Source organism: Catenulispora yoronensis, from assembly GCF_039531695.1.
In the GTDB taxonomy this organism is placed as follows: domain Bacteria; phylum Actinomycetota; class Actinomycetes; order Streptomycetales; family Catenulisporaceae; genus Catenulispora; species Catenulispora yoronensis.
In genome coordinates this window covers 67,773-94,393 of record NZ_BAAAQN010000048.1, presented here as the reverse complement: position 1 = coordinate 94,393, position 26,621 = coordinate 67,773, and the positions used below count along the sequence as shown (strand labels likewise).

The window sequence follows — 26,621 nt, the reverse complement described above, 5'->3', positions numbered from 1 at the left end:
GAGCCTCCAATTTAGCCGCAGTCTTACTGCGGTGAATACTTGTAGAATGCCCCTCATGGGCGACACAGTCAAGCGGAGCTACCGGTCACCGGCGCGCGCCGCCGCCGCGGCCGCCACGCGGGCGCGGATCCGGGCGGCGGCAGAGCGCTTGTTCGTCGAGCAGGGCTACGTCGCGACGACGGTGCGGCAGGTCGCGGCGGCGGCCGGGGTGGGGGAGCGGACCCTCTACGACGCCTTCCCGACCAAGGCGGCGCTGTTCGGCCACACGCTCGGCGTGGCGACGGTCGGCGACGAGGAACCGGTGCGCGTCCGGCAGCGGCCGGAGATCGCGGCGGCCTGCGCGCAGGCGGACCCGGTCGTGGCGGTGGGGCTGCTGGTGGACTACACGGCGGGGCTGCTGGAGCGGGCCGGAGATCTGATCATGGTCAGCATCGAGGCGGCCGGTGCCGATGCCGACATGCGCGCGGCGACGGCGGCGGGAGCGGCCGGGACGCATGAGGTCTATCTGGCTTTCACCGAGGGGTTGGCCGCGCACGGCACTTTGAGCCCGGAGCTGGATCCGGTCGGCGCGGCGGACATTCTCTATGTGCTCGGTTCACCGCACACGCATCAGTTGCTGCGTCGGCATCGGGGATGGAGCGTCGAGCGGTACCGCTCGTGGCTGTGCGGGGCGATTCTGCGCGAACTGACGAGAGAGAGCTCTGGGGGCTGAAAGCCCGCCTCAGCCGCGCCGCTCCAGCCAGGCCACGATGGCGCCGACGTACCCGTCGACACTCGCCAGCGGCTCGTTGCTGAACACCGCGTGCAGGTGCTCGACGCCGACGGCGTCGTCCCAGGCCCGGGCGCGTCGCCTCGTTCCGTCGCCGGCGTCGCGGAGCACGTCCCAGCCGTGCCAGGTCGCGACCAGGGCCGCGTCGATCGCCGGATCGGACAGGATCGCCAGGTCCCAGTCGAGGACGCCGACCGGTTCGCCGTCCGCGCCGAAGTGGACGTTGCCGCCGCCGAGGTCGCCGTGGACGAGCCGGGGCCGGACCTCGTCGAGCGCCAGCAGCGCGTCCAGGCGGCGGCGGACGTCGTCGCGCCACCGCGCGGGCAGGCGCGGAACGACCTCGCCGGTCAGGATCTCGGCCCAGCCCAGGCCGTCGGCGTAGCGGCGCGGCGTGCGCAGGACGGCCTTCAGTTCTGGCGAGACTTCGACCTGGCTAAGGGCCTCGAAGACCCGGCCGAACGCCGCCGGGTCCCCGACCCCTTCGGGCAGCGACTCGCCGTCGATCCACGAGATCGCCACCGCCGCGCGCTCCCCGAACGCGGTCACCGCGCTCAACGGCTCCGGCACGGCGAAGGGCAGGCCGGCCGCCGCGACGGCGCGGAGGATCCCGACCCGGCGGGGCAGCTCGGCGGCGGCGCTGGGGCGCTTGGAGATCCGGACCGCGGCGACGCCGGGGAGCAGGACGACGTGGTGCATGTTCCCCTGCGCGGCGAGGCGCGCGGTGCGGAGCGGGGCGTCGGGGACGAGCGCCTCGGTGATCTCCAACAGGTCGGCGGGGACGGCATGATCCATTTCGCCATTCTGCCGCACCCGCGCGGCCCTGCCTGGCCCTGTCCGGACCGGTCCGGGATGGCACCGATCAGCCGCATGGCCCACGATGGGGGAAAGCCGATCTTGGCGGGGCCGCGCCGGAGTTGCAGCTGGAGTCGCAGACGTGAACAGCGAGGACGGGACCTCGGTCTGGTCCGGGCCGCGGCTGGCGGTGTCCCGGCTGAACTGGGAAAGTCGCCACTCGGAGGCGATCGCCCTCGCGGACCGGCTGCTGGCCGACCTGCACGATCCTCAGGAGCGCCTCGGCGTCCTGCTCGCCAAGCTGTCCGCGCTGCTGAACACCGACCGGCTGCGCGAATGCCCGGCGGTCGTCGACGCGGCGTGGCACCTCGCGCAGGAGCACGGCGCCACCCCGGCCGACCTCGGCGAGTTCCACGCGCTGGCCGCGTTCTTCGCCCACCGCGAGGGCTCGCTGGAGCGCTGCGTCACCAACCTGGTCCGGGGCGCCCGCGCGCTGGAGGCGACGACGATCGACGTCCGTGCGCTGCGGCCGTGGCTGGCGATGGCCGTCACCTACTCCTACGTCGGCTTCCACCGGCACGCCGTGGTCGCGCAGGGCCAGGCCGTGAAGATCAGCAAGCACGGCACCGCGACCGACCGCAAGATCGCGGCGCACCCGGAGATCCCGCTGCGGTACGCGGTGTGGCTGGACCAGCGCGGCGAGACCGAGGCCGCGAAGGTCATGCTGCGCGACCTGCTGGCCGGGGTGAAGGCCGAGGACCTGATCGACCTGGAGCGCGGCTACCTCGGCTACGCGGCGGCCCGCTATGCCTCGATCGGCGGTCCCGGTTACTACGAGACCCGTGAGCTGCTGGCCGGCGGCTCGGACCCGTTCCCGGAGAACGTGGAGCTGCGCCGGCTGGGCCACGCCGCCATCGCGATCGCCGAGCACCGCCCGGCGGCGGCCCTGGACCTGCTGCGCGAGGCCGCCGCCACCCACACCCGCCTGGGCCTCGGCGAGGTGCCGCGGCTCAGGGCCCTGGCATACGCCGTCCAGGGCGACTACGCCGCGGCCTACGCCTGCGCGCGCGAGGTCACCAGCTGCATAGCCCGCGCCGCCGACCCGGTCTACGACCTGTTCGTCGACGGCATCACCGTCCGCCTGGACCTCGACGAGCTGCGCCGCACCGTCAGCCGCTACACCGACGAGGCCCACACCGACTCCCTCACCGGCCTGCCGAACCGCCGCCATCTCGAACGCCACGTCGGCGAGTTCGTCGAGGCCGGCGGCTCGGCGATGCTCGGGGTCGGCGACCTCGACCGGTTCAAGGACGTCAACACCGTGCACGGCCACCTCGTCGGCGACCAGGTCCTGGAACAGGTGGCCGCGATCCTGTCCCGCACCATGCGCGTCGACGACTTCCTGGCCCGCTACGGCGGCGACGAGTTCGTGATCGTCGTCCCCAACGTCACCCCGGCCGAGGCGCACGAGATCGGCGAGCGCCTCAGCGCGGCCGTCGAGGCCCATGACTGGAGCGACCTGGCGCCGGGGACGCCGGTGAGCCTGACGCTGGGCTTCGCGCCGCTGGACCCGGTCGGAGGGCTGGCGGCGGCCTTCCGGACGGCGGACCTGTCGATGCTGCGGGCGAAGCGGCAGAGCTCCTGAGGCCCGCGGGATTCCACGGGCCCTGAGACAGCGCGATGACTGTGCCGGGCAGGGGATGTCGGCTCATTCGGCGGTGCCGGGTTCGCGGGCTTCGCGTTCGGCGGAGGCGGAGGCGGTGTCCGTGGCCGGCGCGGTACCCGAATCCGTGCCCTGCGCGCGCAACGCCCGGACGGCGTGGCCGCGGCTGTAGCCGAAGTAGACGACCAGGCCGACCAGCATCCACAGGCCGAACCGGATCCAGGTCTCGGTCGGCAGGTTCAGCATCAGCCACAGGCTGGCCAGGATCGCCGCCGCCGGCACGTACGGCACGCCCGGGGTGCGGAAGGCCCGGGGCAGGTCCGGCCGGGTGCGTCGCAGGATCACGACACCGAGGGAGACCACGACGAACGCCGCCAGCGTGCCGATGTTCACCAGCTCGGCCAGCGCCTTGAGCGGGATGACGGCCGCGAACACCGCGACGACCAGGCCGAGCAGGATGGTGGCGCGGTAGGGGGTGCCGAACCGGGGGTGCACCCGGGAGAAGGAGCGCGGCAGCAGGCCGTCGCGGCTCATCGCGAAGAACACCCGGGACTGCGCCATGAGCAGCAGCAGCGTGACGGAGGTCAGGCCGGCGACCGCGCCGGCGCTGATGAAGCCGCTGAGCCAGTGCGCGCCGACGGACTGGAAGGCGTCGGCCAGCGGCGCCTTCTCGGACAGGTCGGTGTACTTCTGCATGCCGGTCACGACCAGCGTCACGCTCACGTACAGCACGGTGCACACCGCCAGCGAGGCCAGGATGCCGCGCGGCAGGTCGCGCTGCGGCTTCTTCACCTCCTCGGCGGCGGTGGCCACGACGTCGAAGCCGATGAAGGCGAAGAACACGACCGCGGCGGCGGTGAAGATGCCCATCACGCCGAACGCGCCCGGGGCGAACCCGAGGTGCTGGATGAGCGGCTGGGCCGCGCCGGACTTCGCCATCGACGGCTGATCGGTCTTCGGCGGGATGAACGGCTTGTAGTTCGAGGCCTTGACGAAGAACAGCCCGGCGCCGATGACCAGCAGCACCACCGTCACCTTGATCGCGACTATGACCGAGGTGAACCGCGCCGACAGCTTCACGCCGACCACCAGCAGCGTGGTCATCGCCAGCACCAGCAAAGCGGCCGGCAGGTTGACGCCCCAGTGCGCGTCGGTCCCGCCGCCGAGCGAGGTCGGGAAGTGGATGCCGACATCGGCCAGCAGGCTCTGGATGTAGCCGGACCAGCCGACCGCGACCACCGCCGCGCCCAGGGCCAGCTCCAGGATCAGGTCCCAGCCGATGAGCCACGCCGGGAACTCGCCGAGCGCCGCGTAGGAGAACGTGTACGCCGATCCCGCGACCGGCACGGTCGAGGCGAACTCGGCGTAGCAGAGTGCTGCCAGCGCGCAGACCACGCCGGCGGCCGCGAACGACAGCGCGACCGCCGGCCCGGCGTACTGCTTGGCGGCCGTTCCCGTCAGAACGAAGATCCCGGTCCCGATGATCACACCGATGCCGTAGACCGTGAGGTCCAGGGCCGACAACTCCCGCTTCAGGCGGTGCCGTGACGCGGTGGTGTCACGAATGGTGTCTTCGATGGTTTTCGTCCGGAACAGACTTTTCGTGTTGGTCTGCGTACCCATGACGCCCGGCTACCCCGAATTCTGGCGGACTATCACCCAGGAGTCCGGATCGGGAAGGCCGGTCGGTGTCGAGCGACAAGCACGGGGGCGCCGGTCCCAGCTCGACGCGCGGCCGGCTACCCGCCGCGGGATCCACGGCGGAGGCGATCATGGTGGAGGTGACGGCGGCCGCTCCGACCGCCAGGGCGATGGTGCGACGCCGCATGGCTGTCCCCGTCATGATCCTGCGAATTCATGTCCTGGGAACTCATAGTCCTGCGAAAGCGCCCGCCGGGACACAGGGCTGCCTGCGCTTTCGAGGTGGGGTTATCCACACCCCGGCGCCGATCCGCGACGCCGCTGTGTCGCCGATGAGACCTCGCGAAAAGCGCACGCCGACCTGCGATTCCGCTGCGCGGCCCAAGAGTCTTTTGCGAGGACCGCCGAATCGGTTCTCGGTCCTGGGCTGCTGGCCGACCGGTGCATAGCAGCGCTCGCATATGCGTACCCTGCGCATCAAGCAGCCCGGCCGCCGAAGCGCCCGGGCTGCCTGTCCGATCTGTCCCGCCACTACACTCCCAGCACCTTGGCCTTCGCCGCGGCGAATTCCTGGTCCGTCAGCATTCCGCTGTCCTTGAGCGCCGCCAGCTCCTTGATCTTCGCCACCGGGTCGTCCGCCGCCTGTCCGGCCGCTGCCTGCCCGGCCACCGCGCGGTTCGCCGCCGCGTCCATCGCCGCCTGCTGTTGGGCCTCCGCTTGCTGCTGCTCGGCCATCGCGGCCTGCTCGCGTTCCGCTTCGCGGTTGGCCTGTCGTCGCTGCATCCCGCCGGACACGGCGGTCGCGGTGCCGGCGACCACGGCGGTGCGCGCCACCGTGCCCAGCAGTCCCGGCCGTCCTGCACGCCTACGCAACATCTGTCCGCTCCTCAGCCCTGGTCCAGGGCTTTGATCGCCCGGATGACGTTCTCGCGGGGCACCCGCTCCATGAACATGACGCTCCCGCCGGAGTCCCGGATCGCCCCGGACACGCGGGCCGCCCAGGTGTGCTCCCAGGCGATCACCAGCGCCGAGGAGTCGCGGTCCAGGCCTTCGGCGACCATCGTCACGTCCTCGTCGCTGAGCAGGTCGAACTCCTGGCCGGTGAGATGCTCGAAGGAGTCGGCGATCGCGGAGTCGGCGATCTCCAGGACCGAGATCTCCCCGGCGGCGTCCTTCAGGACGAGCGTGGCGTCCAGGATCCGGATCGTTCCGGCGCGTTGCAGATCCGCCAGGGCCGGCGCCACGTCGCCGTTGAAGCGGTTCCCGTCGAAGGCGAAGACCGCCACGTCGACCGGGCCGACGGTGTCGGCCGTCAGACCACTCGGCACGACATCACCTCATCTCGTGCGAACGGATATTAGGTGCTTAACACGCTAACGGGCGCCGGGGGATTCGGCCTGCGGAGCGGTCCGGATGCCGCCGGCCGCCGCCGATTCCCGTCCGGATGCCGCTGACCTGCGGTGACCATATGCTTGGGCAATGTCGTCCCGGCGCCCGGATCAGGCGGTATGGCTGTTCGCCGGGCCCATGGTGGCGTTGGACGTCGTCTATCTGTTCGTCCCGTCGACCCACGACCCCATCCTGATCGTCCTGCCGGCGCTCGCCGCCGTCGCGGCGCTGATCGGCGTGCTGCGGCAGCGTCCGCGCCCGGGCTGGCCCTGGTGGCTGGTGGTCGGCGCGCTCGGCACCGCCGCGTTGTCCGGCTTGCTGCACATCGTGGGAGACGGCTGGTTCCTGCGCGGGCGGGCCTCGCCCGACCCCTACGGCGTCACTGTGCTCGCCACGCTGCTGCTGGCCGTCGCCGCGCTGGCGGCGTTCGCGTATCTGCGCCAGCCCGGCGCCCGGACCTGGATCATCGACACGGTGCTGATCGGCGGCATCGCGCTGCTGCTCGGCTGGCTGATCGTGGTCGTCCCGACGTTCGGCGCGGGCTTCACCGCCTGGCAGAAGACCATGCAGGTGGTGCTCCCGTTCTGCGGCGCGGTGCTGATCGCGCTGGCCGCCCCGCTGGTGCGGCGCCGGGGGACGGTGTCCGCCTCGGCCGTGCTGCTCGCCGCCGGGGCGGTGGCGGCGCTGGTGACGATCGCGTTGTTCGTGGTCGGCCAGGTCCGCGACATCTCGGCGGTGTCCCGGCCCTACTTCTGGTGGCACCTGTTCTGCATCGCCTGGGCGGCCGCGGCCCTGGACGGGTCCATGAAGGCGGTGGCCGTGCCGCTGCCGGCCCCGTCCCGGCAGCGGCATCCGATGCTGTGGGCCCTGGCCGTCGTGGTGCTGGGCTTCGCCGGGCCGATCATCGCCATCGCGCAGTACCTCCAGGAGGAGCCCGAGGACTACAACAACTGGCTGCTGCTGATCACCGTGGTGCTGTTCGTGCTGGTCCTGGGCCGGTTCGGGGCCACCGTGGCCAGTACCGCCCGGGAGCGGCACAGCCGCGTGGAGCGGGAGCTGGCCCGCGACGCCCGGGACGCGGTCCTGGTCGCCGACACCGCCGGGTTCATCGTCAGCGCCAGCGGTCCGGCCGCGCGGCTGCTCGGCGTCGAGGACCTGGTCGGCCATGTGGTCAGCGAGTTCCTGGAGCCCGGGCAGTCCAGCCGGGTGCTGGCCGCCATCCGGCGCACCTCGGCCGGCACCGACCTGGACGACTGGCCGATGCGGCTGCGGCTCACCGCGCCCGCCGCCGCGAACCCGCATCCGGACGTCGACGCGCTGTGCCGGATCCTGCCGCACCGCTCGCCGGTGCCCGGCGCGGTCGTGCTGACCCTGCGCGACGTCAGCGACGAGGCGCGCAGCGAGCAGGACCTCCGGCTGCTCAGCCGCTACGACCCGCTGACCGGCCTGTCCAACCTCAGCACCCTGCGGGACCGGCTGGACCGGGCCCTGCGCGAGGCCGGGACCGGCCCGGTCACGCTGGCGCTGCTGGAGGTGGAGGGGATGCGCGCGGTCAACGCCGGCCGGGGCCGGGCCGTGGGGGACCAGGTGCTGCGGGCCGTGGCCCGGCGCCTGGAGGTGGCCGCGCCCGGCGCGGCGGTGGCCCGGGTCGGCGGCGACGAGTTCGCGGTGCTGTGGGCGCCGCCGCTGCGCCGGACCGCGCCGGACGCCGTGTTGCCGGCCGTGCGCGCGGTCCTGACCCAGACCGTGCCGACCGACGGCGGCCCGGTCGACGTGCGGCTGTCCCTGGGCACCGCCTCCACCGAGCACGGGCCGGCCGACGGCGCCTACGCCCTGCTGGCCCGCGCCGACCAGGCGCTGGAGTCGGCGCGCGGCGCCGCCCGGCACCCGGCCGCCGCCGGGACAGCGCCCGGGCCGCCCACGGACCTGCGCTCGCGGCTGGACGCCGTGCTGGCCTCCGGCGAACTGGAGGTGCGCTACCAGCCGGTGGTGGACCTGCGGACCCGGCAGGTCCGCAGCTTCGAGGCGCTGGTGCGCTGGCCGGAGTCGGCCGGCGGCCCGATCGGCCCGGACGTGCTGATCCCGTTCGCCGAGGAGACCGGCCAGATCGTACAGATCGGCGCCTACATGCTGCGCGCGGCGCTGGCCAGCGTCACCGGGTGGAACCGGGACCGGGCCGCCGCCGACCGGGTCGGGGTGGCGGTGAACGTCTCGGCCCAGCAGCTCGGCGCCGGCTTCCCGGCGCTGGTCGAGAAGGCCCTGGCGGACAGCGGCGCCGAGCCGTCGGACCTGGTGCTGGAGGTCACCGAGAGCACGGTGGTCAGCCGGACCGACCTGGCCGCGCGCGAGAGCCTGGTCCGGATCCGGCAGGCCGGGGTGCGGGTGGCCATCGACGACTTCGGCACCGGCTACTCGGCGCTGCGCTATCTGGCCGAGCTGCCCGCCGACATCGTCAAGATCGACAAGTCGTTCACCGACCGGCTCCCGGAGTCCGCCCGGATGGCGGCGCTGGTGCAGGGCATCGTCCAGATCGCCGACCGGCTCGGACTGGACACGGTGGCCGAGGGGGTGGAGACCTCGGCGCAGGCCGCCGAGCTGCACCGCCTGGGCTGCCGCAAGGGGCAGGGGTACCTGTTCGCCAGGCCGCTGGTCCTTGATGCGGCCGTGGCGTTGCTGGCCGAGGCGTCCTGAGCGGACGGCGGCGGCGGACGGCAGGCGGCGACCGGCGCGGCGGTGACGGTGCGCGGCGACCGGCACGGCGGACGGCGCGTCGACTGGCGCGGCGCCCGGCGCGGCGCCCGTGGTGCGGGCCTGCCGCCGATCTCGGACAATTAGGGCATGGCAGGCACACGGCCGGTCGGCGATCCCCGGCTCCGCATGGAGCGCCGGATCGAGCACATCGAGGCGCTCGCCGCCGATATCGCCACCCAACAGCGGGTCGCCTTGAAGCTGCTCAGCTCCACGGTGCGGGTGTTCTACACCTTCTTCGTCCTGGCATGCCTGACGATCGGCGTCGCGGCGTTCCTCCGGGGCAACCACAACACCGCCGTGACCTGGGGCGGGACCGGGATCATCCTGGGGTTCGTCTGGGTCGTGGTCTTCGCCGGGAACAAGGTCTCCCGGCGCGCGTTCCGGCAGCTGAAGGCCGAGCTGACCGGGGACCCGTCGGATGCGTCGGATGCGGCGGATACCGAGGGCTCGGAGGAGCCGGTGGACTCCGAGTCCGAGCCCCAGCCCGAGCCGGTGGGCGCCGCGCCTACCAAGTAGGCACGTACCCGCCGTCGATCCGGAAGTCCGAGCCCGTGACGTTCCCGACCCGGTCCGCCGAGGCCAGCAGCACCACCAGGTTCGCCACCTCCTCCGGCCGCGAGAACCGGCCGGTCACCAGGGCGGCCGCGGCGCCGTTGACGACGTCCTCCGGACGGCCGCCGCTCGCCGCGCCGACGGTGTCGGCGAACCCTCCGGCCCCGAGCCAGATGTCGGTGGCGACCGGCCCCGGGCTGATCGTGTTCACCCGCACCCCGGCCGGTCCGACCTCCTTGGACAGGCCCTTGCTGAACGCGTGCAGCGCGGCCTTGGCGGCGCTGTAGTCCAGGACCAGCGCATCCGGGTGGACGGCGTTCACCGAGCCGATGTTCACGATCGACCCGCCGCCGCCGGCCAGCAGCGCCGGCAGCGCGGCCCGGGTGGTGCGGACCGCGGCGAGGAAGTTGAGGGTGAGGCTGTCGGCCCACTGCTCGTCGGTGATGCCGAGGAAGCCGTCGGTGCGGGCGTGGACGCCGCCGACGTTGTTGACCAGGACGTCGAGCCGGTCCCCGGCCGCCGCGACCAGCCGGTCCGGGGCGTCCGGCGCGGTCAGGTCCAGCGCCACCGGGACCACGCGGCCGTCAGCCGCGAGCGCCTCCAGGACGGCGCCGGGTCGGCGGGCGGCGGCCACCACCCGGGCGCCCTCGGCCACCAGGGCCTGCACGACGGCCAGGCCGATGCCGCGGCTGGCGCCGGTGACGATCGCGACGCGTCCTTCGAGGCCGAGATCCATGAGCTGCTCCATGTCTGTGAGAGGGGTGGGAGAAGAGGCTGGCTCGTCTTTCACGCTAGGGACCCCTGGGCTGGCCGGCCTTGGGTCAGCCGACTGCGGCGCGCAGCGGCCGTCCGCGCGGCAGTCGACTGACCCAAGAGCCGGGCCGGTCCGCGTTCCTACCGTTTCGGTGTCGGTCGCTGCGGCCGATCCGGCGACCGGCCGCCGCGCGGCCCGCCGACCAAGCACCCTTCCGAGATGAGCAGACATGTCCGAGCACCTGTCCGAGAACCTGTCCGAAACCCCCAGGTCCCAGCGGTGGCGCCGGCTCGGCGTCGTGACCGTCGTCGCGGCGTCCACGGTCGCCTCGGTCGGCGTGACGGCGGCCTCCGGTGCGGTTCCGGCCGCGTCGTCGTCCGCGTCGCCGGCGTCCCGGCCCGCGCCGGCCAAGCCCACGATCGTCTTCGTCCACGGCGCCTTCGCCGACTCCAGCGGTTTCGACAGCGAGATCAGGACCCTGCGCCGCCTCGGCTACCCGGTGCTCGCCGCGCCGGATCCGCTGCGCACCGTCTCCGGCGACGCGGACTCGGTGCGCGCGCTGCTGGCCACCGTCGCCGGACCGGTCGTCCTGGTCGGCCACTCCTACGGCGGGGCGGTCATCACGAACGCCGCGGTCGGCGCGCCCAATGTCAAGGCCCTGGTCTACCTCGGCGCCTTCATCCCCGACGCCGGGCAGAGCATCAACGACATCCAGGTGGCCACGCCCGGCTCGCTGCTCGGCCCGGCCACCACCCGGATCGTGCCGTTCGCGGACCCGTCGATGCCCGGCGGCCAGAACGCCGACATCTATGTCCAGGCCGACCAGTACCGCGCGGTGATCGCCGCCGACGTCGACGCCCGGACGGCGGCCGACATGGCGGTGACCCAGCGGCCGCTGGCCCTGAGCGCGCAGCTGGGGCCGTCGGGGCCGCCGGCGTGGAAGACCGTCCCCAGCTGGGACCTGATCACGCTGGACGACCGCGCGATCCCGGCCGCCGCGCAGCGGGCGATGGCCGCCCGGGCGGGTGCGCACGTGGAGACCGTGCACTCCTCGCACGCGGTGATGGTGTCGCACCCCAAGGCCGTGGTCGACATCATCCTCGACGCGGCGAAGGCAGCGGCCGGGCATTAAGTCACCGGCCGGGAATCGGCCCCGTCTGGTTCAGTCACCCGACGCAGGCGACGCCTTCACCGGCCTGAATACAGTCTCAGGAGTGACGAGCAGTACTGCGGGCCCGGCCCGCGCGGACGCCGCGGAGCCGCCGATCGGGCGGGCCGCCGAGGCCGCGCGGATCGCCGGGCACCTGCGCACCGTCGGACATCCGAGCACCGCCGGGCATCCGCGCACGACGCCGCCGGCGGAGCGCGGCCTCCTGGTCTCCGGCGCTGCCGGGATCGGCAAGTCCGTAGTGCTCCGCCACGCGGCCGACCAGGCCCGCGAGCGGTTCCGCGTGGTGGAGGCGGCGGGCTCGCCGGCCGAGCAGGCGATGCCGTTCGCCGGGCTGAACCAGGTGCTCCGCCCGCTGATGATGTCCGGGCTGCCGATCCCCGCCGCGCCGTCCGCCGCGCTGGCCGAACTGTTCGGCGAGAGCGACGGGACCGCGGACGGCGCGTCGTGCGTCCGCGCCGCCGACGCGACCGTCCGGGTCCTGGCCGGCGTCGCGGCGGCGCGGCCCGTCCTGCTGCTGATCGACGACGTCCACTGGCTGGACGAGGCGTCGCAGCGGGTGCTGATCGCGGCCTCGCGCGCCCTGACCGCCGAGCCGGTGGCGCTGATCGCGGCGGGCCGCACCGGCCGCGGCGGGCCGTTCTTCGAGGCGGGGCTGGCGCGGATCTGCCTGGAACCGCTGACGGAGACCGCATCACGCGCCGTCCTCCAGCAGGACGGCGGACTGCCCGCCGGGGCCCGGCTGGAGCGGGTCATCCGGATGGCGGCGGGCAATCCGCTGGCGCTCGTCGAGTTGGCGCGCGCCTGGGCCGCGCGGCCCGATCCGCTCGGGGGTCCGGCCGCCGCCGATCCGCTGACCGCGCGACTGCGCGCGGCCTTCGCCGACCGGCTCGCGGGCTTGTCCGGCCGGGCCCGGGACCTCTTGCTCGTCGCCGCTGTGCACGACGACGACCGGATCCCGGTGCTGGCCGAGATGGCGGCCGCACTGGCTTCGGGCGGAGACGATCGCGATCGGATCGGCGAGGCGGCCGGCGAGGCGATCGGTGACGTGATCAGTGAAATGATCGGCGACGCGATCAGGCCCGCCGAGGATCGCAGGATCTTGATCCGACTGACGGGTTCGCCGACGGCGAGTGGACCCGCTGCCGCTGCTCCGGAGCGGATCGTCTTCGCCGAGCCACTCCTCCGTTCGGTCGTTCTGGACTCCGAGCCGCTGGTCCGGATCCAGACCGCACATGCCGCCGTCGCCGCCTGCCTCGGTCCGGACGACGATCGCACCCTGTGGCATCACGCCCATGCCGTCGTCGGGCCCGACGAACCCGTGGCCGCCGCACTGGAGAGCGCGGCCGCCGAAGCCGCCGCCGGAATGGACTTCGCCGCCGCGGCCGTGCTGGCCGAACGTGCCGCCGAGCTCACCGCCGACCACAATGTGCGAGCCTCCAGGCTTCTGGCCGCCGCCGCGCACTGCGAGGAACTGGGCCGTCGTGACGTCGTCGGGCGGTTGCTCGCCGAGGCCGCGCGCGGGCCGTTGGGACTCGTGGATCGAGCGCGTGCGGAACTGCTGACCCTCGACCTCGGCGACGGCGCGGACGATCCCGCGGTCATCGGCCATCTCAGGGCCCTGGCCCTGGCGACGGCCTCGGTCGGCGAGGACGCCCTCGGCTGGGAGCTGCTGGCCGCGGCTGCCCTGCGCGCCTGGCGGGCCGACCCCGGGCCGGCCGAGCGCGGCCGGATCGTCGAGACCGCCGACCAGCTGAGCGTGCCCACGGGCGACCGGTCGCGGCCCGACCCGCGCCGGCTGTTCGTCATGGCCATGGCCGATCCGGTCGGACACGGCGCCGAGGTCCTCTCCGCCCTGGCCGCAATCAGCGCCGAGGACTTGGCGGCGGCCGAACCCCGCGCCGTGGCGGCGTGGGGGATGGCGGCGCGCGCCGTCGGCGACCATGCCCGTGCGGCAGAGCTGCTCGGCCGGGCCGGGGACGGACTCAGGGCCCAAGGCCGCCACGGAAGGCTCGCCCTGGTCTCCGCGATGCAGGCCGGCGCCCTGGTCGCCGACGGCGAATTCGTGCGGGCGCGGGCGGTCGCGGAGGAGACCTTGCGGCTCTCGGAAAGCACGGGTCAGCCGATGTGGCAGGCCGGGGCGCTGACCGTGCTGGGCCTCGTGGACGCCGTGCGCGGCGACTTCGCGGGCGCGACCAGGATTGCGGACGAACTCGCCCAGGATCCCGTCGCGTTCGGTCCGAGCCTGGTGCGCTCGTTGATCTGCCAGATTCGCGGCGTCGCGCTGATGGCTGCCGGACGGCATGCCGAGGCGTATCCGATCCTGCGTCAGGCCTTCGACACCGAATCCGCCGCCTACCACGTCAGTGGTCGGATATCAGCCCTGGGACACCTGGCCGAGACGGCCGTCCATTGCGGCGCGGTCCCCGACGCCCGGGCCGTGGTCGCGGCGATGGCAGAGGTCCACCGGTCGGCGCCGGCGCCTTCGCTGCGCGCGCAGATAGCGGTCGCCGAGGCGTTCCTGGCCGAGGAGGCACAGGGTGCGCAGGTCTGCGAAGCGGCCTTGGCCGTGACCGGCCTGCCGGTGTTCGCCCGGGCCCGGATCGAGCTGGTCCACGGCCGCTGGTCGCGGCGCAACCGCCTCGTGGCGGCCTCCCGGGAGCCGCTGGCGTCCGCGGCGGCGGCCTTCGACCGGCTCGGGGCCCGGTACTGGGCCGAGCGGGCGCTCGCGGAGCTCGGGGCGGCGGGCGAACGGGGTGCGGACGGCAGGCCGGTGTCGGGGCCGGGGACCGGGGCCGTGCGGAACGCCGCCCTGGAGTCGTTGTCGCCCCAGGAACGCCAGGTCGCGCTGCTGGCCGCGCAGGGGCTGACCAATCCGCAGATCGGCCGCCGCCTGAGCATCGCGCACCGCACGGTGAGCTCGCATCTGGCGCGGATCTTTCCCAAGCTGGGAATCACGTCGCGGGGCCAGTTGGCCGGCCGGATCGGCGGCGACGGGATGGACGGCGCCGCCGACCCGGCCGAGGTCGAGCCCTGACTCACCCCTGACTCACCCCGGACTCACCCTTGGCGCGCCACTCCGGCCTCGTCCGCGTGGTCGGCCAGGCCCGCCTCGTTCGCGGACAACCCGGCCTGGCGCAGCGTCACCGTGCGCTCCGCGCGGCCCCGGCCGACGAAGCTCACTGCCCAGTGCATCAGCACGCTGAGCCGGTTCCGGAAGCCGATCAGATACATCAGGTGCACGACCAGCCACAGGATCCAGGCCCAGAAGCCGGTGGTGCGGATCGGGCCGACGGAGGCCACGGCCCGGAAGCGGGAGATGGTCGCCAGCATCCCCTTGTCGTGGTAGCGGAAGGTGTCCGCGCCCGACCGGCCCCGCAGCCGGTCGCTGATCCGGCGGGCCGCGAACCGGCCGCCCTGGATCGCGACCTGCGCGACCGCCGGCTTGCCGGGCAGCTGCATCATGTCGCCGACGACGAAGACCTCCGGGTGGCCGCGCAGCGACAGGTCGGGCTCGACCGGCAGCTGGCCGGAGCGGTTCGTGCCCAGGCCGGTGGCGCCGGCGAGCAGGCCGCCCAGCGGCGAGGCCGCGACGCCCGCCGCCCACACCTTGGTCGCCGCCCGGACCCGCTCCGGGCTGCCGTCCGGCCGGTGCAGATCCACCCCGGCGGCGTCGACGCCGACCACCTTGGTGTCCAGCCGGACCTCCACGCCGAGCTTCTCCAAGGACTGCTTCGTCCGCGCCGACAGGCGCTCGCCGAAGCCGTTGAGCAGCGCCGGTCCGGCCTCGACGAGCAGGACGCGCGCGGACGCCGAGTCGAAGGACCGGAACTCGCCGCGCAGCCCGCGCCGCGCCAGCTCGGCCAGCTGCCCGGCCATCTCCACCCCGGTGGGGCCGCCGCCGACCACGACGAACGTCAGCAGCGCCGTGCGGGCGGCCTCATCCTCCTCCAGCTCGGCGAGTTCGTAGGCCCCGAAGATGCGGGCCCGCAGCCGCAGCGCGTCGTCGATGGACTTCATGCTGGGGGCGTACTCGGCGAAGCCGTCGTTGCCGAAGTAGGACTGCCCCGATCCGGCCGCGACGACCAGGCTGTCGTAGGGGGTCGTCCGGCTCCGGCCGAGCACCCGCGAGGTCACGGTCCGCGCGTCCAGGTCGATCCCGGTCACCTCCCCGACCAGCACCCGCGCGTTCTTCTGCCGGCGCAGCACCTCCCGCGTCGGCGGCGCTATCTCCCCCTCGGACAGGATCCCGGTGGCCAGCTGGTAGAGCAGCGGCTGGAACAGGTGGTGGCTCGTCCGGTCGATCAGCGTGACCTGGACGGGCGCCCGGCGCAGCGTCTTGGTCGCGAACAGGCCGCCGAAACCGGATCCGATGACGACGACGCGGTGTGGGGTGGTGGGCTCGGTCATGACCGCAATAGTGGACCCGACCGTGGCCGGCGCGCCTGCGTCACCCGACTGAATGTGGAACCGACTGCACGAGCGTCCTCAGTCGACTGACAGGCGAGCCGGCGGCCCCGGTGCGGCGAGCCTGGACAGGACCGACTTCGCACTGCGTTGTGCCGGAATCCCAAGGAGCCGTCCATGAAAGCCGTCCGCATCCACGAGCCCGGAGGACCGGAGACGCTGGTGGTGGAGGAGGTGCCGGACCCGTTCGCGGCGACCGGCGACGTCGTCGTCCGGGTCCGCGCCGCCGGGATCGTCCCCGACGAGCTGAGCTGGCCCGCCACCTGGACCACCCGGGCCGGGGCGGACCGCACCCCGGTCATCCCGACGCACGAGGTGGCCGGGACGGTCGCCGAGATCCGTTACGGCACCACGGGATTCGCGGTCGGGGACCGGGTCGTCGGGCTGACGGACTGGCACCGGGACGGCGCGGCGGCGGAGCTGGTGGCGGTCGAGGCCCGCAACCTGGTGCCGATCCCGGCCGGGCTCGACGATCTGACCGCGGCGGCGCTGCCGGTCTCCGGGCTGACCGCGTGGCAGGGCCTGTTCACCCACGGCGGGCTGCGCGCCGGCCAGACCGTGCTGGTGCACGGCGCGGTCGGGGCCACCGGCTCGATCGCCGTCCAGCTCGCCCGGTCCGCCGGGGCGCGGGTGCTCGGCACCGGCCTGCCCGCCGACGAGGAGCCGGCCCGCAAGGCCGGGGTCGACGTCTTCGTCGACGTCACCACGACCGCGCTGTCCGACCTCGACGAGCGCCCCGACCTGGTCTTCGACACGGTCGGCGGCGACGCGCTCGCCGCGTCGGCCGCGGTCGTCGCCGACGGGGGCGCGATCGTCTCGATCATCGCGCCGCCGCCGGATCCGCCGGCCGGCGGCCGGGCGGTGGTGTTCATCGTCGAGCCGGACCGCGCTCAGCTCGCCGAGCTGGTGCGGCTCGCGGCGGCCGGGGAGATCGGGACCAGGGTCGGCGCGGTCTTTCCGCTCGACGAGGCCCGGGACGCCTTCACCGCGAAGAAGCGGGGGATCGGCGGGAAGATCCTGCTCGTGCCCTGAGACCTCGTGCCCTGAGACCTCGGGTCCTGAGACCTCGGGTCCTGAGAGATCATTCGCCCTGCTCGCTCGGCGGCAGCAGGGCGTGGAGCTGCGACCGTGACGTGATGCCCAGCTTCGGGAAGATGCGATACAGGTGCGAACCGACAGTGCGGTGCGACAAGTACAGCTGTTGCCCGATGTCCCGGTTGCTCAAGCCCTTCGCGGCGAGCCGGGCGATCTGGAGCTCCTGGGGTGACAGCGAGGTGAGCTCGGAGATGACGGTGACCTGGTCCTTGACCCCGGCGGCGCGGAGTTCGCGCGCGGCGCGCTCCGCCCAGGCCACCGCCCCGAGGCTCTCGAAAACGGCATGCGCGGCTTGCAGCGGTATGCGCGCGCCCGTTCCCTTCCGCTTCCGGCGCAGCCAGGCCCCGTAGGCGAGGTCCAGGCGCGCGCGGTACCACGGGGGCGCGGTCCAGGCGAGTTCGTGGGCTGCCTCGTACGCGGCCTCGGCCTCGGCGTCCTCGGCCAGCAGCGCCTGCGCGAACCGCATCGCGCGCTGGTTGCCGATGCCCGGGGCGAGCGCCAGGGCCGGTTCCAGGGCCGTCACGAGTTCGCGGGCCCGGTCCACCTCCCCGGCGCCGACCGCCGCCTCGGCGAGGTAGTCCACGGCCCAGAGCTGCTGCACGGCGTGGTAGGCGTGGTCCCGCGGATCCAGCATGCGGCGCAGCTGCCAGAACGCCTCGGCCGGATTCTCGCGGCCCAGCTCGCGCAGCCCCTTGGAGAGTTGCGCGCCGTTCATCACGGACTCGTTGCCGGTGCTGACGGCCACGCGCTCGGGAACCGCCAGCAGCTCCGCTGACAGCCGGGCGGCGCCGCGCAGCCCGGCCAGGTTGGCCTTGGCCAGCCCGGAACAGGCCTCCCACACCGGTTGGCGGGTCTCCGAGCTGAGCCGCAGCGCCTCGTCGGCGGCGGTCTCCATCAGGTCCCAGCGGCCCAGGTACAGGGCGGCGAAGGTCCGCAGGACGAGGACGTTCGCCAGGACGCCGAGGCGGCCCTGGCGGCGCAGGCCGTCGGCGGCCGGGCGGCTGAACGTCAGGGTCCGTTCGAACTCGCCGCAGACGAAGGCGGCGCGGGCCAGCAGGGCGCCGGCGGCCGGATCGAGGTCGGGGGCGGAGCCGGGACCGGCGTCGGGGTCGGCGTCCCCGCCCGAGCGCTCGCTCCAGCGGGCCAGGGCCGCCACGACGTGCCGGTGCCGCTCCAGCCCGCCGCCGACCGCCCAGCCGGCGAGCAGGCGCGGGTCGTCCTGGGGCAGCGGCAGGCTGTCCGCCACCGCCAGCAGGCCGTCCCGGATCGGCTGGCCGGGGTCGCCCCACCAGCAGCGGATGGCCGCGCCCACCAGCAGGTTCGCCGCGACCTCGGGCTCGCCGTCGTCGCGGGCCCGGGCCGCGGAGTCGACGAGGCGCTGCACGCCCTGCGCGTCGCCGGGCGTGCCGTCGTCGAAGGCCCCTTCCAGGAACGCGAACAGGCCGCGCTCGGTCGGGTCGAGCTGGAGCGGCCGGGCCCGGGCCATGAAGCGGTGCACGTCGGCGGGATTGCCGATCTGGAACGCGACCTCGGCGGCGCGGAGCAGGCGGCGGCCCCGGGTGCCGTCGTGCTCCGACAGCTCGGCCGCCTTCTCGAACCAGGTCTCGGCCGACGACGGGGCGCCGTGCTCCAGCGCGCGGTCCGCGGCCTCCTCCACGATCCGGGCCACCGCCTCGTCCGGGCCCGGCGCGGCGGCGGCCCGGTGCCAGGCGTGCCGGTCGGGGTGGTCGGCCAGGGCGGCGGCCAGGGCCCGATGGGCGGAGCGGCGGGTCTCGGCGCCGGCGGACTGGAGCACGGCCGAGCGGACCAGCGGGTGGCGGAAGGTCAGCACGTCGCCGTCGGTCTTCAGCAGCGCCAGCTCGACCGCGCCGTCGATCTCGTCGGCCCGGACCGGACGCCCGACGGCGATGCCCGCGGCCCGCACCACCTCGGCCAGGCTCTGGCTGTCGTTGAGCGCGGCGAGCAGCACCAGCAGGCGCGGCAGCGCGCCGAGGTCGGGAAGCCGGTCGGCGAACGCGCGCTCCAGCCGGGTGGTGAGCGGCGCGATGTCCGGATGCGCGGCCGCGGGGGAGGAGCGCGGAGCGGCCAGCGGCAGTTCGAGCAGGGCCAGCGGATTGCCGGCGGCCTCGGTGAGGACGCGATCGCGATCGGCGGGCGAGATCTCCGGCGCGCGCCGCCGCAGGAGATCGTGCGAGGCGGCGTCGTCGAGCGCCCCGAGCGTCTCGACGACGACCCCCGGGGCGTTGCCGAGGTCCCACGACCGGCCGGGATCCGGCCGCGTCGCGACCACCAGCACGGCCGGCTCGGACGCCAGCCGGCGGCCGATGAACTCGATCACGTCGCGGCTGGCCGCGTCGACCCACTGGAGGTCGTCGACGCTGAGCAGGATCGGCCGCTCGGCGCACTGGTCGGCGACGAGTTCCAGGGCGGCCAGGGCCACGAAGAACAACTCGGGCCGCGAGTCGGCGACGGTCAGGCCGAACGCCCCCGACAACGCCTCCCGATGGCCGGGGGCCAGGGCGTCCAGATGGCGCAGGAGCGGCCGGATCAGATCGTGGAGAGTGGCGAAGGAGAGATGCCGCTCCGATTCGGCGCCGCGCGCACTCAGGACCCGGATTCCACGCGCCCGCGCATCCTCGGCGACGGCGCTGAGCAACGCGCTCTTGCCGATCCCGGGCTCGCCGATGACGACGCGCGTCTGGCCCCGGCCGCCGGCGGCGTCGAGGGCGGCGTCGAGCGCGTCGGCGACGGAGCGGAGTTCGCGGCTGCGGCCGATGAGCGTTCGGCCGGGGGCGGGCGGGACATCGCTGGGGTGGGGGTGGTGGTGAGGGCGGTGGGGGCGGTCAACCGACTCAACGCGATCACGTCGGTCGGGGTGTCCGGTGCGGTCCGCCGAGCGTTCGGGGTGAGCTGGGTCGTCCATCGTTGCCCTTGCCGGTCCGGGCCGTGCGGCCGCTGTGCGACCGAGAGTATCGCGCGCGGGTCGCGGCGGAGAAGCCGGACCGATCTTGGTCGGCGCCGACGGTTTCTCAACACCGATCTGAGCCTCGAACCGGAGCGCGGGTTCATCCGTTTCCGGGCTGGTCGCGGCGGTTGTCCGTCACGGTGCTGATCGTGCGCGCCCGCGTCAGGCGGAGCCCAGGCGCGGCGGGCGCCGTGCCGCACTTGTGCGGCATGGACAGGTTCGCCCCGCCCCGGGCAGTCTTGTATCAGAGAACTGCTATGCCGGGGGGAAGCCACCGGGCATGTTGTCAGGAAGGCCATGGCCATGACCGACCCTGTAATGCCTCAGAATCAGGATCCGTATCCGTACCGCTATTCACAGTCGTACCAGCTTCCCGGGCAGCAGCCGGAGCTGTCGCAGCAGCCTTATCCAGAGGGCGGGCCGGAGGCGCCGCAGGGCGCGCCGGCGTGGCGGCCGGGCGCCGCGGACCGTCTGCGCGCGCTCGCGGTCGGAGTGCTGAATCTCAGCGGACTGGGGCTGGGATACGTGGTGACGCGCCGCTGGGTGGCGGCGGTCGTGTGCTGGGCGGCGACCGGCGCGCTGCTGCTGGCGGTGCTGCCGGCGAGCCCCAAGGCGCCGCCGGCCTGGCTGCTGATCGGCTATCTGGGGTTCCTGGTGGTCGTCGCCGTGCACGGCGCCGTGCGGGCGCTGTTGCGGCCGTTGAAGTGGCCCCGGCAGACGTGGATCGCCGCCGCGATGGCGGTGGTGCTGCTGGTCGTCCCGGTCGGCGGGGTGGTGCTGTTCAACAACGCCCGGGCGAACGCGATCCAGACCATGCTGCTGGGCCGGCTGAAGGCGGCCGACGACATCGTCGCGGCGGCGAAGGGGGAACCGTTCGGCACCGCGCAGCCGACCTACGGCACCGCGCTGGTCGGCTACCGGGATCTGCTGGTCAACCACCGCGATTCCCGGGCCGGGAAGCTGGTGCCGGACCGGCTGGCGGCGTTCTACCGGACGATCGCCGCCGCCTACGACGGCGGCCAGTACTGCGACGCCATCGAGCCGTTGACCTATCTGCGCACCGTGCCGCAGACCATCGCCACCAGCGAGCTGGGGTCACTGGCCACTTGGCCCGACGACCGCCTGGCCACGGCGCTGCTGCGCTGCGGGACGACGAGCTTCAACGTCACCGACGGCGCGACGGGCACCACCTATTTCAATGAACTGATGGCGACCTTCCCGACCTCGCCGCAGGCGGCGCAGGTGCCGGTCACCGCCTCGGACGCGGTCACCACCACGGTGTCCGGGATCAGCGGACCGGATCCCTGCGGCGTGACAACGAAGCTGCGCACCCTCGATACCAAAGTCGCCGCGCTGACCAGCAACGACACCGGAGTGGAGGCGGCGCTGGCCAAGGCCCACTCCGCGGCGGACAACGGCGTGGCGACGGGGACGTTCGCCTGCGGCGCGGCCCAGTACAAGAGCGGCGACTTCATCAGCGCTCAGACAACCATGCAGAGCTTCGCGACCGACTACCCGAACGACCCCAACGCCGGTCTGGCGGCGAAGTACGTCATCGCCGCGCAGGTCGCGCAGAAGGACGCCGACGCCGGAAAGCAGCCGCCCACAATGGCCTCGGGCGGAAACGTGACGATCACCGTCGCCAACGACAGCCCCGACGCGGTGCACATCCTCTACACCGGCTCCGCCACCGGAACGTTCGACATCGCAGCCTGCGCCAAGTGCTCGGTCTACCAGACCGCGCAGGCCGCGAAGCTGAACGCGTGCGCCAGCCTGGCGATCACCTACCCGCAGGCCTCGATCACGGTCCCGGTGGGAACGGTGTACCTGCTGGAGGCGAACCAGCGGAGCGTGCTCAACCCGCCGAAGGTGATCACCGTACCGGCGACCGCCGGGGAGAGCCACGACTACTGCGCGTACGAGACGAGCCTGCTGGGGACGTACGTCCCGCCGGTGACACCGATCACGCCGCCGACGGTCACGGGGTGAGGCGGCTTCACTGATCGGGGGCGGTGGGTTCCGGCTGGGGCCGGTCGGCTGATGGCGGGCCGACCGGCGGCTGGTTGGGCGGGGGCTGGGTCTGGAAGGTTTCAGGCTGGCCGGGCTGGGTCTGGAAGGCCTGGGTGTGGAAGGCTTGAGGCTGGAAGGCCTGAGGCTGGCCGACCTGCTCCGTCCGGCGGCGTGATCTCCGCTGGACCACCACGCCGCGGATGGCGGCGATGAAGGCGACCGCGGCGGCGAGCACGGCGACAGCGCCGCCGGCCTGCATGGAGGGCGTGAACGCGCCGCCGTCGGAAAGCAGGCTGTTGAGTTCCGCCACCGCGCCGATCGCGCCGAAGAGGGCTACCGCACTCCCCAACAGGACCAGCCAGGCCAGCCGAACGGTGGGAGCCACGAGGCGGAGCAGCGACAACACCGCCACCACCCCGGCCGCGATCGTCATGACGTGGATGCCGGTGGTGACCTGGTCGATCCGGTCCGACAGATCGGTGGGCAAGTGGGAGATGTCCGTACCGGACCAGGACAGGTCACCGCTCTCGCCGCTGTATGCGGCCCAGGGCATGACCAGCGAGACAACGGTCAGCAGCGCGCCCAGCAGAGCTGCGGCGGCGTTGCCTCGGCCGGGCACGGGGAGCGGCTCCGGCGGCGGGTGAGCATCCATGGTGTGGATGGTTACCAGAATACGAGCTCTGATACAAGGTTCATGGCTTCGACCATTTTGCTGAACGGGGATCGCTGGTGGGGACGGTGGGGCGGCCTTCCTCGGCGCGGCCGGACCAGTCGGCGTACGGTGCCGGTCGGGCTCGGCAACCCGAACCTGGGCAACCAGCTTTTCGTGGTCCAACGCGGCGACATCAAGGTCGAGGACACACTCTGATCCAGTAGCGGAGTTCCATGGCGCGTTCCACTGGACCTTGGTTCGGCGGCGGGATGTCGGAGGACTCGGCGTCCCGCTGCCAATCTCGTAAGCCCCTGCTCCGGAATTGCGGTAAAACGGGCTTGCGATCCGATTGTCGTCAGCCGGGGGGCAGCTATGGGGACGTCGTTCGAAATACTGGGACCGCTGCGGGTCACTGTCGACGAAACACCGGTTTATGTGCTGGGAGCCGGCCAGCGGACGATCCTGGCCGCGCTGCTCCTGCACGCCAACGCCTCAGTGTCCTGCGACCGCCTCACCGACCGGGTGTGGGACGTCCCGCCCACCGGGGCGCGCGCGGCCCTGCACGCGCAAGTCAAACGTCTGCGAACCACGCTGGGACCCACCGTCGGCCCGCGCCTGCTCACCGTCGGCTCCAGCTACCTGATCGAGGTCGGCCCCGGCGAACTGGACGTCGACCGGTTCCGGGCCGAGCAGCGGCGCGGCCGGGACGCCGGCGCCGTCGGACGCTGGTCGGAGGCGGTCGACGCCTACACCGCGGCCCTGGCGCTGTGGCGCGGGGAGCCGCTGGCCGACGTGCCCGGGACCGGGCGGCGGGACGAGGACACCGCGGACCTTCTGGAGCTGCGCTGGCAGACGGTCGTCGACCGTGTCAGTGCCCTGCTGGACCTGGGCCGGCCCGGCGAGACCATTGCCGAGCTGCGGTCGCTCATCGCGGCCGAGCCGCTGCGCGAGACGCCTTATCGGCTGCTGATGACCGCGCTGTACCGGACCGGCCGGGCGGCGGAGTCCCTGCGGGTGTACCAGGACCTGCGGCGGCTGCTGATCGAGGAGCTCGGCGCCGAGCCGTCCGCCGACACCCGTGAGGTGCACGCGCGGATTCTGGACGGCGAGCCCCTGCCGCCGACTCAGCACCCGGAGACCGCGCTCGCGCTCGGCCACGCGACCGAGGCGCCGGCCCCCGCGCCCCGACAGCTCCCGGCCAAAGCCCGCAACTTCGTCGGCCGGCGACAGGAACTGGACCAGCTGCTCGAACTCGCGCACGCGGCCGCCGCCGAGGCCGCGAACAACGGCACCGTGGTGATCTCCGCGATCGACGGCATGGCCGGGGTCGGGAAGTCCACGCTCGCCGTGCACAGCACCCACGCCGCCGCCGAGCTGTTCCCCGACGGCCAGCTGTACCTGGACCTGCGCGGGCACACGCCCGGCGTCGAGCCGCTGGACGCCGAGACCGCCCTGGAACACCTGCTGCGCTCGCTCGGCGTCCCGCACTCCGGCATCCCCGGGGGCGCGGACGCGCGGGCCGCGCTGTTCCGCGAGCGGCTGGCCGGTACCAGGACCCTGATCCTCCTCGACGACGCCCGCAACTCCGCGCAGGTAAGGCCCCTGATTCCGGGCCACGCCGGCTGCCTGCTGCTGGTCACCAGCCGGCGCCGGCTGACCGGCCTGGACGACGCCCACCAGGTGGAGGTGGCCATCCTGCCCGAGGCGGAGGCCGTGGCACTGGTCCGCCAGGTGGCCGGCCCCGGCCGGATCGCCGAGGACCACCCCGGGCTGGCCGAGACGATCGCGCTGTGCGGGCGGCTGCCGTTGGCGCTGCGCATCATCGGCGCGCGCCTGCGGCACCATCCGCTGCTCGAACTCGACGACGTTCTTGCCGACCTGCGGAACGAGCGTGATCGGCTGGGCTTCCTGCACGACGACGACCGCGACATCCGGAGCGTCTTCCACTCCTCGTTCCGCTGGATGCCCGCCGCCGAGCAGCGCATGTTCACTCTGCTCGGCCTGGTTCCGGGGGTCGATGCCGACGCCTACGCGGCGGCGTCGCTCGCGGGCCTCGCGCTGCCCGCCGCGAGGGCGCTGCTGTGCTCCCTGGCGGAGTACAACCTGGTTGCTGAGGCGGCGCCGGGCCGGTTCCGCTTTCACGACTTGCTGGCCTTGCATGCGCGGGAGCTGGCGGAGGCGCTGGAGCCTGGCGAGCGGGACGATGCCGTGGATCGGCTGTTCGCGTATTACCGCACTGCGGCGCTCGGCGCCGATCAGCATGTGACGCGGAAGCGGCGTTCTATGGGTGTCGATGGCGCTGGGTCGTTGATGGGGGAGACGGCCTCGGCCGTTGGCCCGCGAGCTGCCTCGGTGCCGGTGCCGCTGCCGAGAGTCTCAGGGGTCACCGAAGCCATCGAATGGCTCCGTAAGGAACGGGTGAACCTGCTGGCCGCGGTCGACTACGCCGCCGAGCATTCGCGCACCCGCGACGTTGTCGCCCTGACCGCGGGCCTGGCCGGCCTGCTGCGCCGGGACGGCCCGCGCGAAATGGGGATGACCAGGCATCTGGCCGCCGCGCAGGCCGCCCACGACGACGGCGACCAGGCCGGCGAGGCCGACGCGCTCCTGGAGGCCTCGAAATCGGGCCAGCTGGCCGGCGACTTCGCCCGGTCGCAGCTGGTCGGGAGCCAGGCGCTGGCGCTGTACCGGGCGCTCGGCGACCCGTACGGCCAACTGGCCGCGCTGGCGCAGATCGGCAGGGCGGAGATCGTCAGCGGACGCGTGCGGCTGGCGGCCCACACGCTGCGGACCGCGCTGGCCGGCTTCGAGAAGCTGGGCGACGCCCAGGGCCAGGCCGACGCCCTGTGGAACCTCGCGCGGATCGGCCGCCTGTCGGGAACCTTCGCCGAGGCCGAACAACTCTGCCGCCGGGCGCTGGCATTATACGGCGAGGTCGGCGACCTCAACGGCAAGGCCCAGGCGACCCTCGAACTGGGACGCATCCGCGAATGCTTCGGCGACCTCGCCACCGCCGCCGAGCACTATCAGACGGCGGCGTCAGCCTTCCACGATACCGGCAGCCACAACACCGAGTCCTCAGCCCTGTTCGAACTCGGACGAATGCGCCGCGCCGCAGGCCGACGCGGCGAGGCCCGCGAGTACATGGAACGCGCGGTAACCCTGGCCCGGACCTACTGCACCCCGGTGAACGTATCCACCGCCCTGCGCGAACTCGCCGACCTGAGCCTGGCCGAGAACTCCATCCCGGAAGCAATCGGACTGCTGGAGCAGGCACTGTCGATCTGCCTCACCGCCCGCTACCCCAACGGCGAGGCCAACACCAGGCACGTCCTCGGCCGCGCCCTGATGGCAGCCGGAGAGATCCGAGCAGCCGACAGCCACCTGCGACAAGCACTCACCCTGGCCCGAAAAGTCGGATCCGCCTTCCTCGAAGCAGAGGTGCTGACCACACTCGGCACCCTCGCCATGACGACCGGCGACAACGACGAAGGACTGCGCCAGCTCAACGAATCCCTGACCATCGCGCGCGGGATGAACGCTCCGCATGTGGAGGCACGCGCACTGGAGGCACGCGGCGGCAGCCTGCTGAACAGCGGCGCCGCCGACGACCGCGCCGAAGGACTGGCCGACCTGCGGCAGGCAGTCGAGATCTTTCGACGGATCGGCTTTGTCGAGCGGGAACAGGCTGTTGACGCGCTGATCCGAGCTGCGGGCGGGGGAACAGCGGGCTAGCACCAGCACCAGCACAAAGACCAGCACCAAGACCAAGTCCAAGATCAAGACCAGGGTCAAGGCAGGGCCAGGACCCGGACCAGGACCCGGGCCCGGGCTGGGCCTGAATCTGGGCCTGAACCTGGCTTTGACCTGGGCTTGGGCCTTGACCAGAGCGAAAGTTTTCGGGGCGGTCACCTGCCCCGTCGGCTTGGTCAGGCTGGTGCTGGTGCTGCTTG

Annotated in this window: 18 protein-coding genes; 10 read left to right on the top strand and 8 right to left on the bottom strand. The window is 73.2% G+C overall.

Features of this window, described 5'->3' with window-relative positions:
• Window positions 1–55 precede the first annotated feature (55 nt).
• A complete protein-coding gene (locus ABD481_RS32085; protein ID WP_344669569.1) occupies window positions 56–712 on the top strand; it encodes a TetR/AcrR family transcriptional regulator in 657 nt (218 codons plus the stop codon).
• 9 nt (window positions 713–721) lie between these two features.
• Here ABD481_RS32085 and ABD481_RS32080 read toward each other — a convergent pair whose 3' ends face one another.
• Window positions 722–1,561 (bottom strand): phosphotransferase family protein, encoded by an 840-nt coding sequence (locus ABD481_RS32080; RefSeq protein WP_344669568.1) that lies wholly within the window; start codon window positions 1,559–1,561, stop codon window positions 722–724.
• Between the two features lie 142 nt (window positions 1,562–1,703).
• Between ABD481_RS32080 and ABD481_RS32075 the strand changes: the two genes are divergently transcribed.
• Entirely contained in the window at window positions 1,704–3,206 is a 1,503-nt protein-coding gene (locus ABD481_RS32075; RefSeq protein WP_344669567.1) for a GGDEF domain-containing protein, read from the top strand.
• 63 nt (window positions 3,207–3,269) lie between these two features.
• On the opposite strand, the gene ABD481_RS32070 is transcribed toward ABD481_RS32075, so the two are convergent.
• The 3 genes from ABD481_RS32070 to ABD481_RS32060 form a co-directional block, all read right to left on the bottom strand.
• Entirely contained in the window at window positions 3,270–4,847 is a 1,578-nt protein-coding gene (locus tag ABD481_RS32070; protein ID WP_344669566.1) for an amino acid permease, read from the bottom strand.
• A 549-nt stretch (window positions 4,848–5,396) separates the two neighbouring features.
• A complete protein-coding gene (locus ABD481_RS32065; RefSeq protein ID WP_344669565.1) occupies window positions 5,397–5,741 on the bottom strand; it encodes an SHOCT domain-containing protein in 345 nt (114 codons plus the stop codon).
• Window positions 5,742–5,752: 11 nt separating this feature from the next.
• Window positions 5,753–6,193, bottom strand: coding sequence for a DUF6325 family protein (locus ABD481_RS32060; protein ID WP_344669564.1), 441 nt, complete (start codon window positions 6,191–6,193; stop codon window positions 5,753–5,755).
• Between the two features lie 151 nt (window positions 6,194–6,344).
• On the opposite strand from ABD481_RS32060, the gene ABD481_RS32055 reads away from it, so the two are divergent.
• Window positions 6,345–8,945 carry a putative bifunctional diguanylate cyclase/phosphodiesterase gene (locus ABD481_RS32055; RefSeq protein WP_344669563.1) on the top strand — a complete coding sequence of 867 codons (2,601 nt, stop codon included), beginning with the start codon at window positions 6,345–6,347 and terminating at the stop codon, window positions 8,943–8,945.
• Window positions 8,946–9,092: 147 nt separating this feature from the next.
• The gene (locus tag ABD481_RS32050) at window positions 9,093–9,521 is read left to right on the top strand and encodes a hypothetical protein (RefSeq protein ID WP_344669562.1); all 429 of its coding nucleotides are present in this window, start codon (window positions 9,093–9,095) and stop codon (window positions 9,519–9,521) included.
• Here ABD481_RS32050 and ABD481_RS32045 read toward each other — a convergent pair.
• On the bottom strand, window positions 9,511–10,293 hold the full coding sequence (locus tag ABD481_RS32045; protein WP_344669561.1) for an SDR family NAD(P)-dependent oxidoreductase: 783 nt from the start codon (window positions 10,291–10,293) through the stop codon (window positions 9,511–9,513). The genes ABD481_RS32050 and ABD481_RS32045 overlap by 11 nt on opposite strands.
• A 247-nt stretch (window positions 10,294–10,540) precedes the next feature.
• Here ABD481_RS32045 and ABD481_RS32040 point away from each other — a divergent pair, with 247 nt between their 5' ends.
• Together ABD481_RS32040 and ABD481_RS32035 are read left to right on the top strand one after the other, a co-directional pair.
• On the top strand, window positions 10,541–11,443 hold the full coding sequence (locus ABD481_RS32040) for an alpha/beta fold hydrolase (protein WP_344669560.1): 903 nt from the start codon (window positions 10,541–10,543) through the stop codon (window positions 11,441–11,443).
• An 82-nt stretch (window positions 11,444–11,525) separates the two neighbouring features.
• The gene (locus ABD481_RS32035; protein ID WP_344669559.1) at window positions 11,526–14,516 is read left to right on the top strand and encodes a helix-turn-helix transcriptional regulator; all 2,991 of its coding nucleotides are present in this window, start codon (window positions 11,526–11,528) and stop codon (window positions 14,514–14,516) included.
• A gap of 23 nt (window positions 14,517–14,539) precedes the next feature.
• On the opposite strand, the gene ABD481_RS32030 is transcribed toward ABD481_RS32035, so the two are convergent.
• On the bottom strand, window positions 14,540–15,889 hold the full coding sequence (locus tag ABD481_RS32030; protein ID WP_344669558.1) for an NAD(P)/FAD-dependent oxidoreductase: 1,350 nt from the start codon (window positions 15,887–15,889) through the stop codon (window positions 14,540–14,542).
• A 174-nt stretch (window positions 15,890–16,063) separates the two neighbouring features.
• On the opposite strand from ABD481_RS32030, the gene ABD481_RS32025 reads away from it, so the two are divergent.
• Window positions 16,064–16,978 carry an NADP-dependent oxidoreductase gene (locus tag ABD481_RS32025; RefSeq protein WP_344669557.1) on the top strand — a complete coding sequence of 305 codons (915 nt, stop codon included), beginning with the start codon at window positions 16,064–16,066 and terminating at the stop codon, window positions 16,976–16,978.
• 49 nt (window positions 16,979–17,027) lie between these two features.
• Here the strand turns inward: ABD481_RS32025 and ABD481_RS32020 are convergent, their stop codons facing one another.
• Window positions 17,028–19,964: a helix-turn-helix transcriptional regulator gene (locus ABD481_RS32020; RefSeq protein WP_344669556.1), complete on the bottom strand. Its 2,937-nt coding sequence runs from the start codon at window positions 19,962–19,964 to the stop codon at window positions 17,028–17,030.
• A gap of 345 nt (window positions 19,965–20,309) precedes the next feature.
• On the opposite strand from ABD481_RS32020, the gene ABD481_RS32015 reads away from it, so the two are divergent.
• The gene (locus ABD481_RS32015; RefSeq protein ID WP_344669555.1) at window positions 20,310–21,995 is read left to right on the top strand and encodes a hypothetical protein; all 1,686 of its coding nucleotides are present in this window, start codon (window positions 20,310–20,312) and stop codon (window positions 21,993–21,995) included.
• A 7-nt stretch (window positions 21,996–22,002) separates the two neighbouring features.
• Here ABD481_RS32015 and ABD481_RS32010 read toward each other — a convergent pair whose 3' ends face one another.
• The gene (locus ABD481_RS32010) at window positions 22,003–22,668 is read right to left on the bottom strand and encodes a hypothetical protein (RefSeq protein WP_344669554.1); all 666 of its coding nucleotides are present in this window, start codon (window positions 22,666–22,668) and stop codon (window positions 22,003–22,005) included.
• A gap of 42 nt (window positions 22,669–22,710) precedes the next feature.
• Between ABD481_RS32010 and ABD481_RS32005 the strand changes: the two genes are divergently transcribed.
• Window positions 22,711–22,884, top strand: a complete 174-nt coding sequence (locus tag ABD481_RS32005; protein ID WP_344669553.1) for a hypothetical protein — start codon at window positions 22,711–22,713, stop codon at window positions 22,882–22,884.
• Between the two features lie 156 nt (window positions 22,885–23,040).
• Window positions 23,041–26,403 carry a BTAD domain-containing putative transcriptional regulator gene (locus tag ABD481_RS32000; protein WP_344669552.1) on the top strand — a complete coding sequence of 1,121 codons (3,363 nt, stop codon included), beginning with the start codon at window positions 23,041–23,043 and terminating at the stop codon, window positions 26,401–26,403.
• The last annotated feature ends 218 nt before the right edge of the window (window positions 26,404–26,621 follow it).

Coding starts and splice junctions, on each gene's coding strand:
- ABD481_RS32050 (WP_344669562.1), top strand. CDS start 9,093: ATGGCAGGCACACGGCCGGTCGGCGATCCCCGGCTCCGCATGGAGCGC.
- ABD481_RS32045 (WP_344669561.1), bottom strand. CDS start 10,293: ATGGATCTCGGCCTCGAAGGACGCGTCGCGATCGTCACCGGCGCCAGC.
- ABD481_RS32040 (WP_344669560.1), top strand. CDS start 10,541: ATGTCCGAGCACCTGTCCGAGAACCTGTCCGAAACCCCCAGGTCCCAG.
- ABD481_RS32065 (WP_344669565.1), bottom strand. CDS start 5,741: ATGTTGCGTAGGCGTGCAGGACGGCCGGGACTGCTGGGCACGGTGGCG.
- ABD481_RS32025 (WP_344669557.1), top strand. CDS start 16,064: ATGAAAGCCGTCCGCATCCACGAGCCCGGAGGACCGGAGACGCTGGTG.
- ABD481_RS32030 (WP_344669558.1), bottom strand. CDS start 15,889: ATGACCGAGCCCACCACCCCACACCGCGTCGTCGTCATCGGATCCGGT.
- ABD481_RS32005 (WP_344669553.1), top strand. CDS start 22,711: ATGGCTTCGACCATTTTGCTGAACGGGGATCGCTGGTGGGGACGGTGG.
- ABD481_RS32000 (WP_344669552.1), top strand. CDS start 23,041: ATGGGGACGTCGTTCGAAATACTGGGACCGCTGCGGGTCACTGTCGAC.
- ABD481_RS32020 (WP_344669556.1), bottom strand. CDS start 19,964: ATGGACGACCCAGCTCACCCCGAACGCTCGGCGGACCGCACCGGACAC.
- ABD481_RS32080 (WP_344669568.1), bottom strand. CDS start 1,561: ATGGATCATGCCGTCCCCGCCGACCTGTTGGAGATCACCGAGGCGCTC.
- ABD481_RS32010 (WP_344669554.1), bottom strand. CDS start 22,668: ATGGATGCTCACCCGCCGCCGGAGCCGCTCCCCGTGCCCGGCCGAGGC.
- ABD481_RS32085 (WP_344669569.1), top strand. CDS start 56: ATGGGCGACACAGTCAAGCGGAGCTACCGGTCACCGGCGCGCGCCGCC.
- ABD481_RS32015 (WP_344669555.1), top strand. CDS start 20,310: ATGACCGACCCTGTAATGCCTCAGAATCAGGATCCGTATCCGTACCGC.
- ABD481_RS32070 (WP_344669566.1), bottom strand. CDS start 4,847: ATGGGTACGCAGACCAACACGAAAAGTCTGTTCCGGACGAAAACCATC.
- ABD481_RS32055 (WP_344669563.1), top strand. CDS start 6,345: ATGTCGTCCCGGCGCCCGGATCAGGCGGTATGGCTGTTCGCCGGGCCC.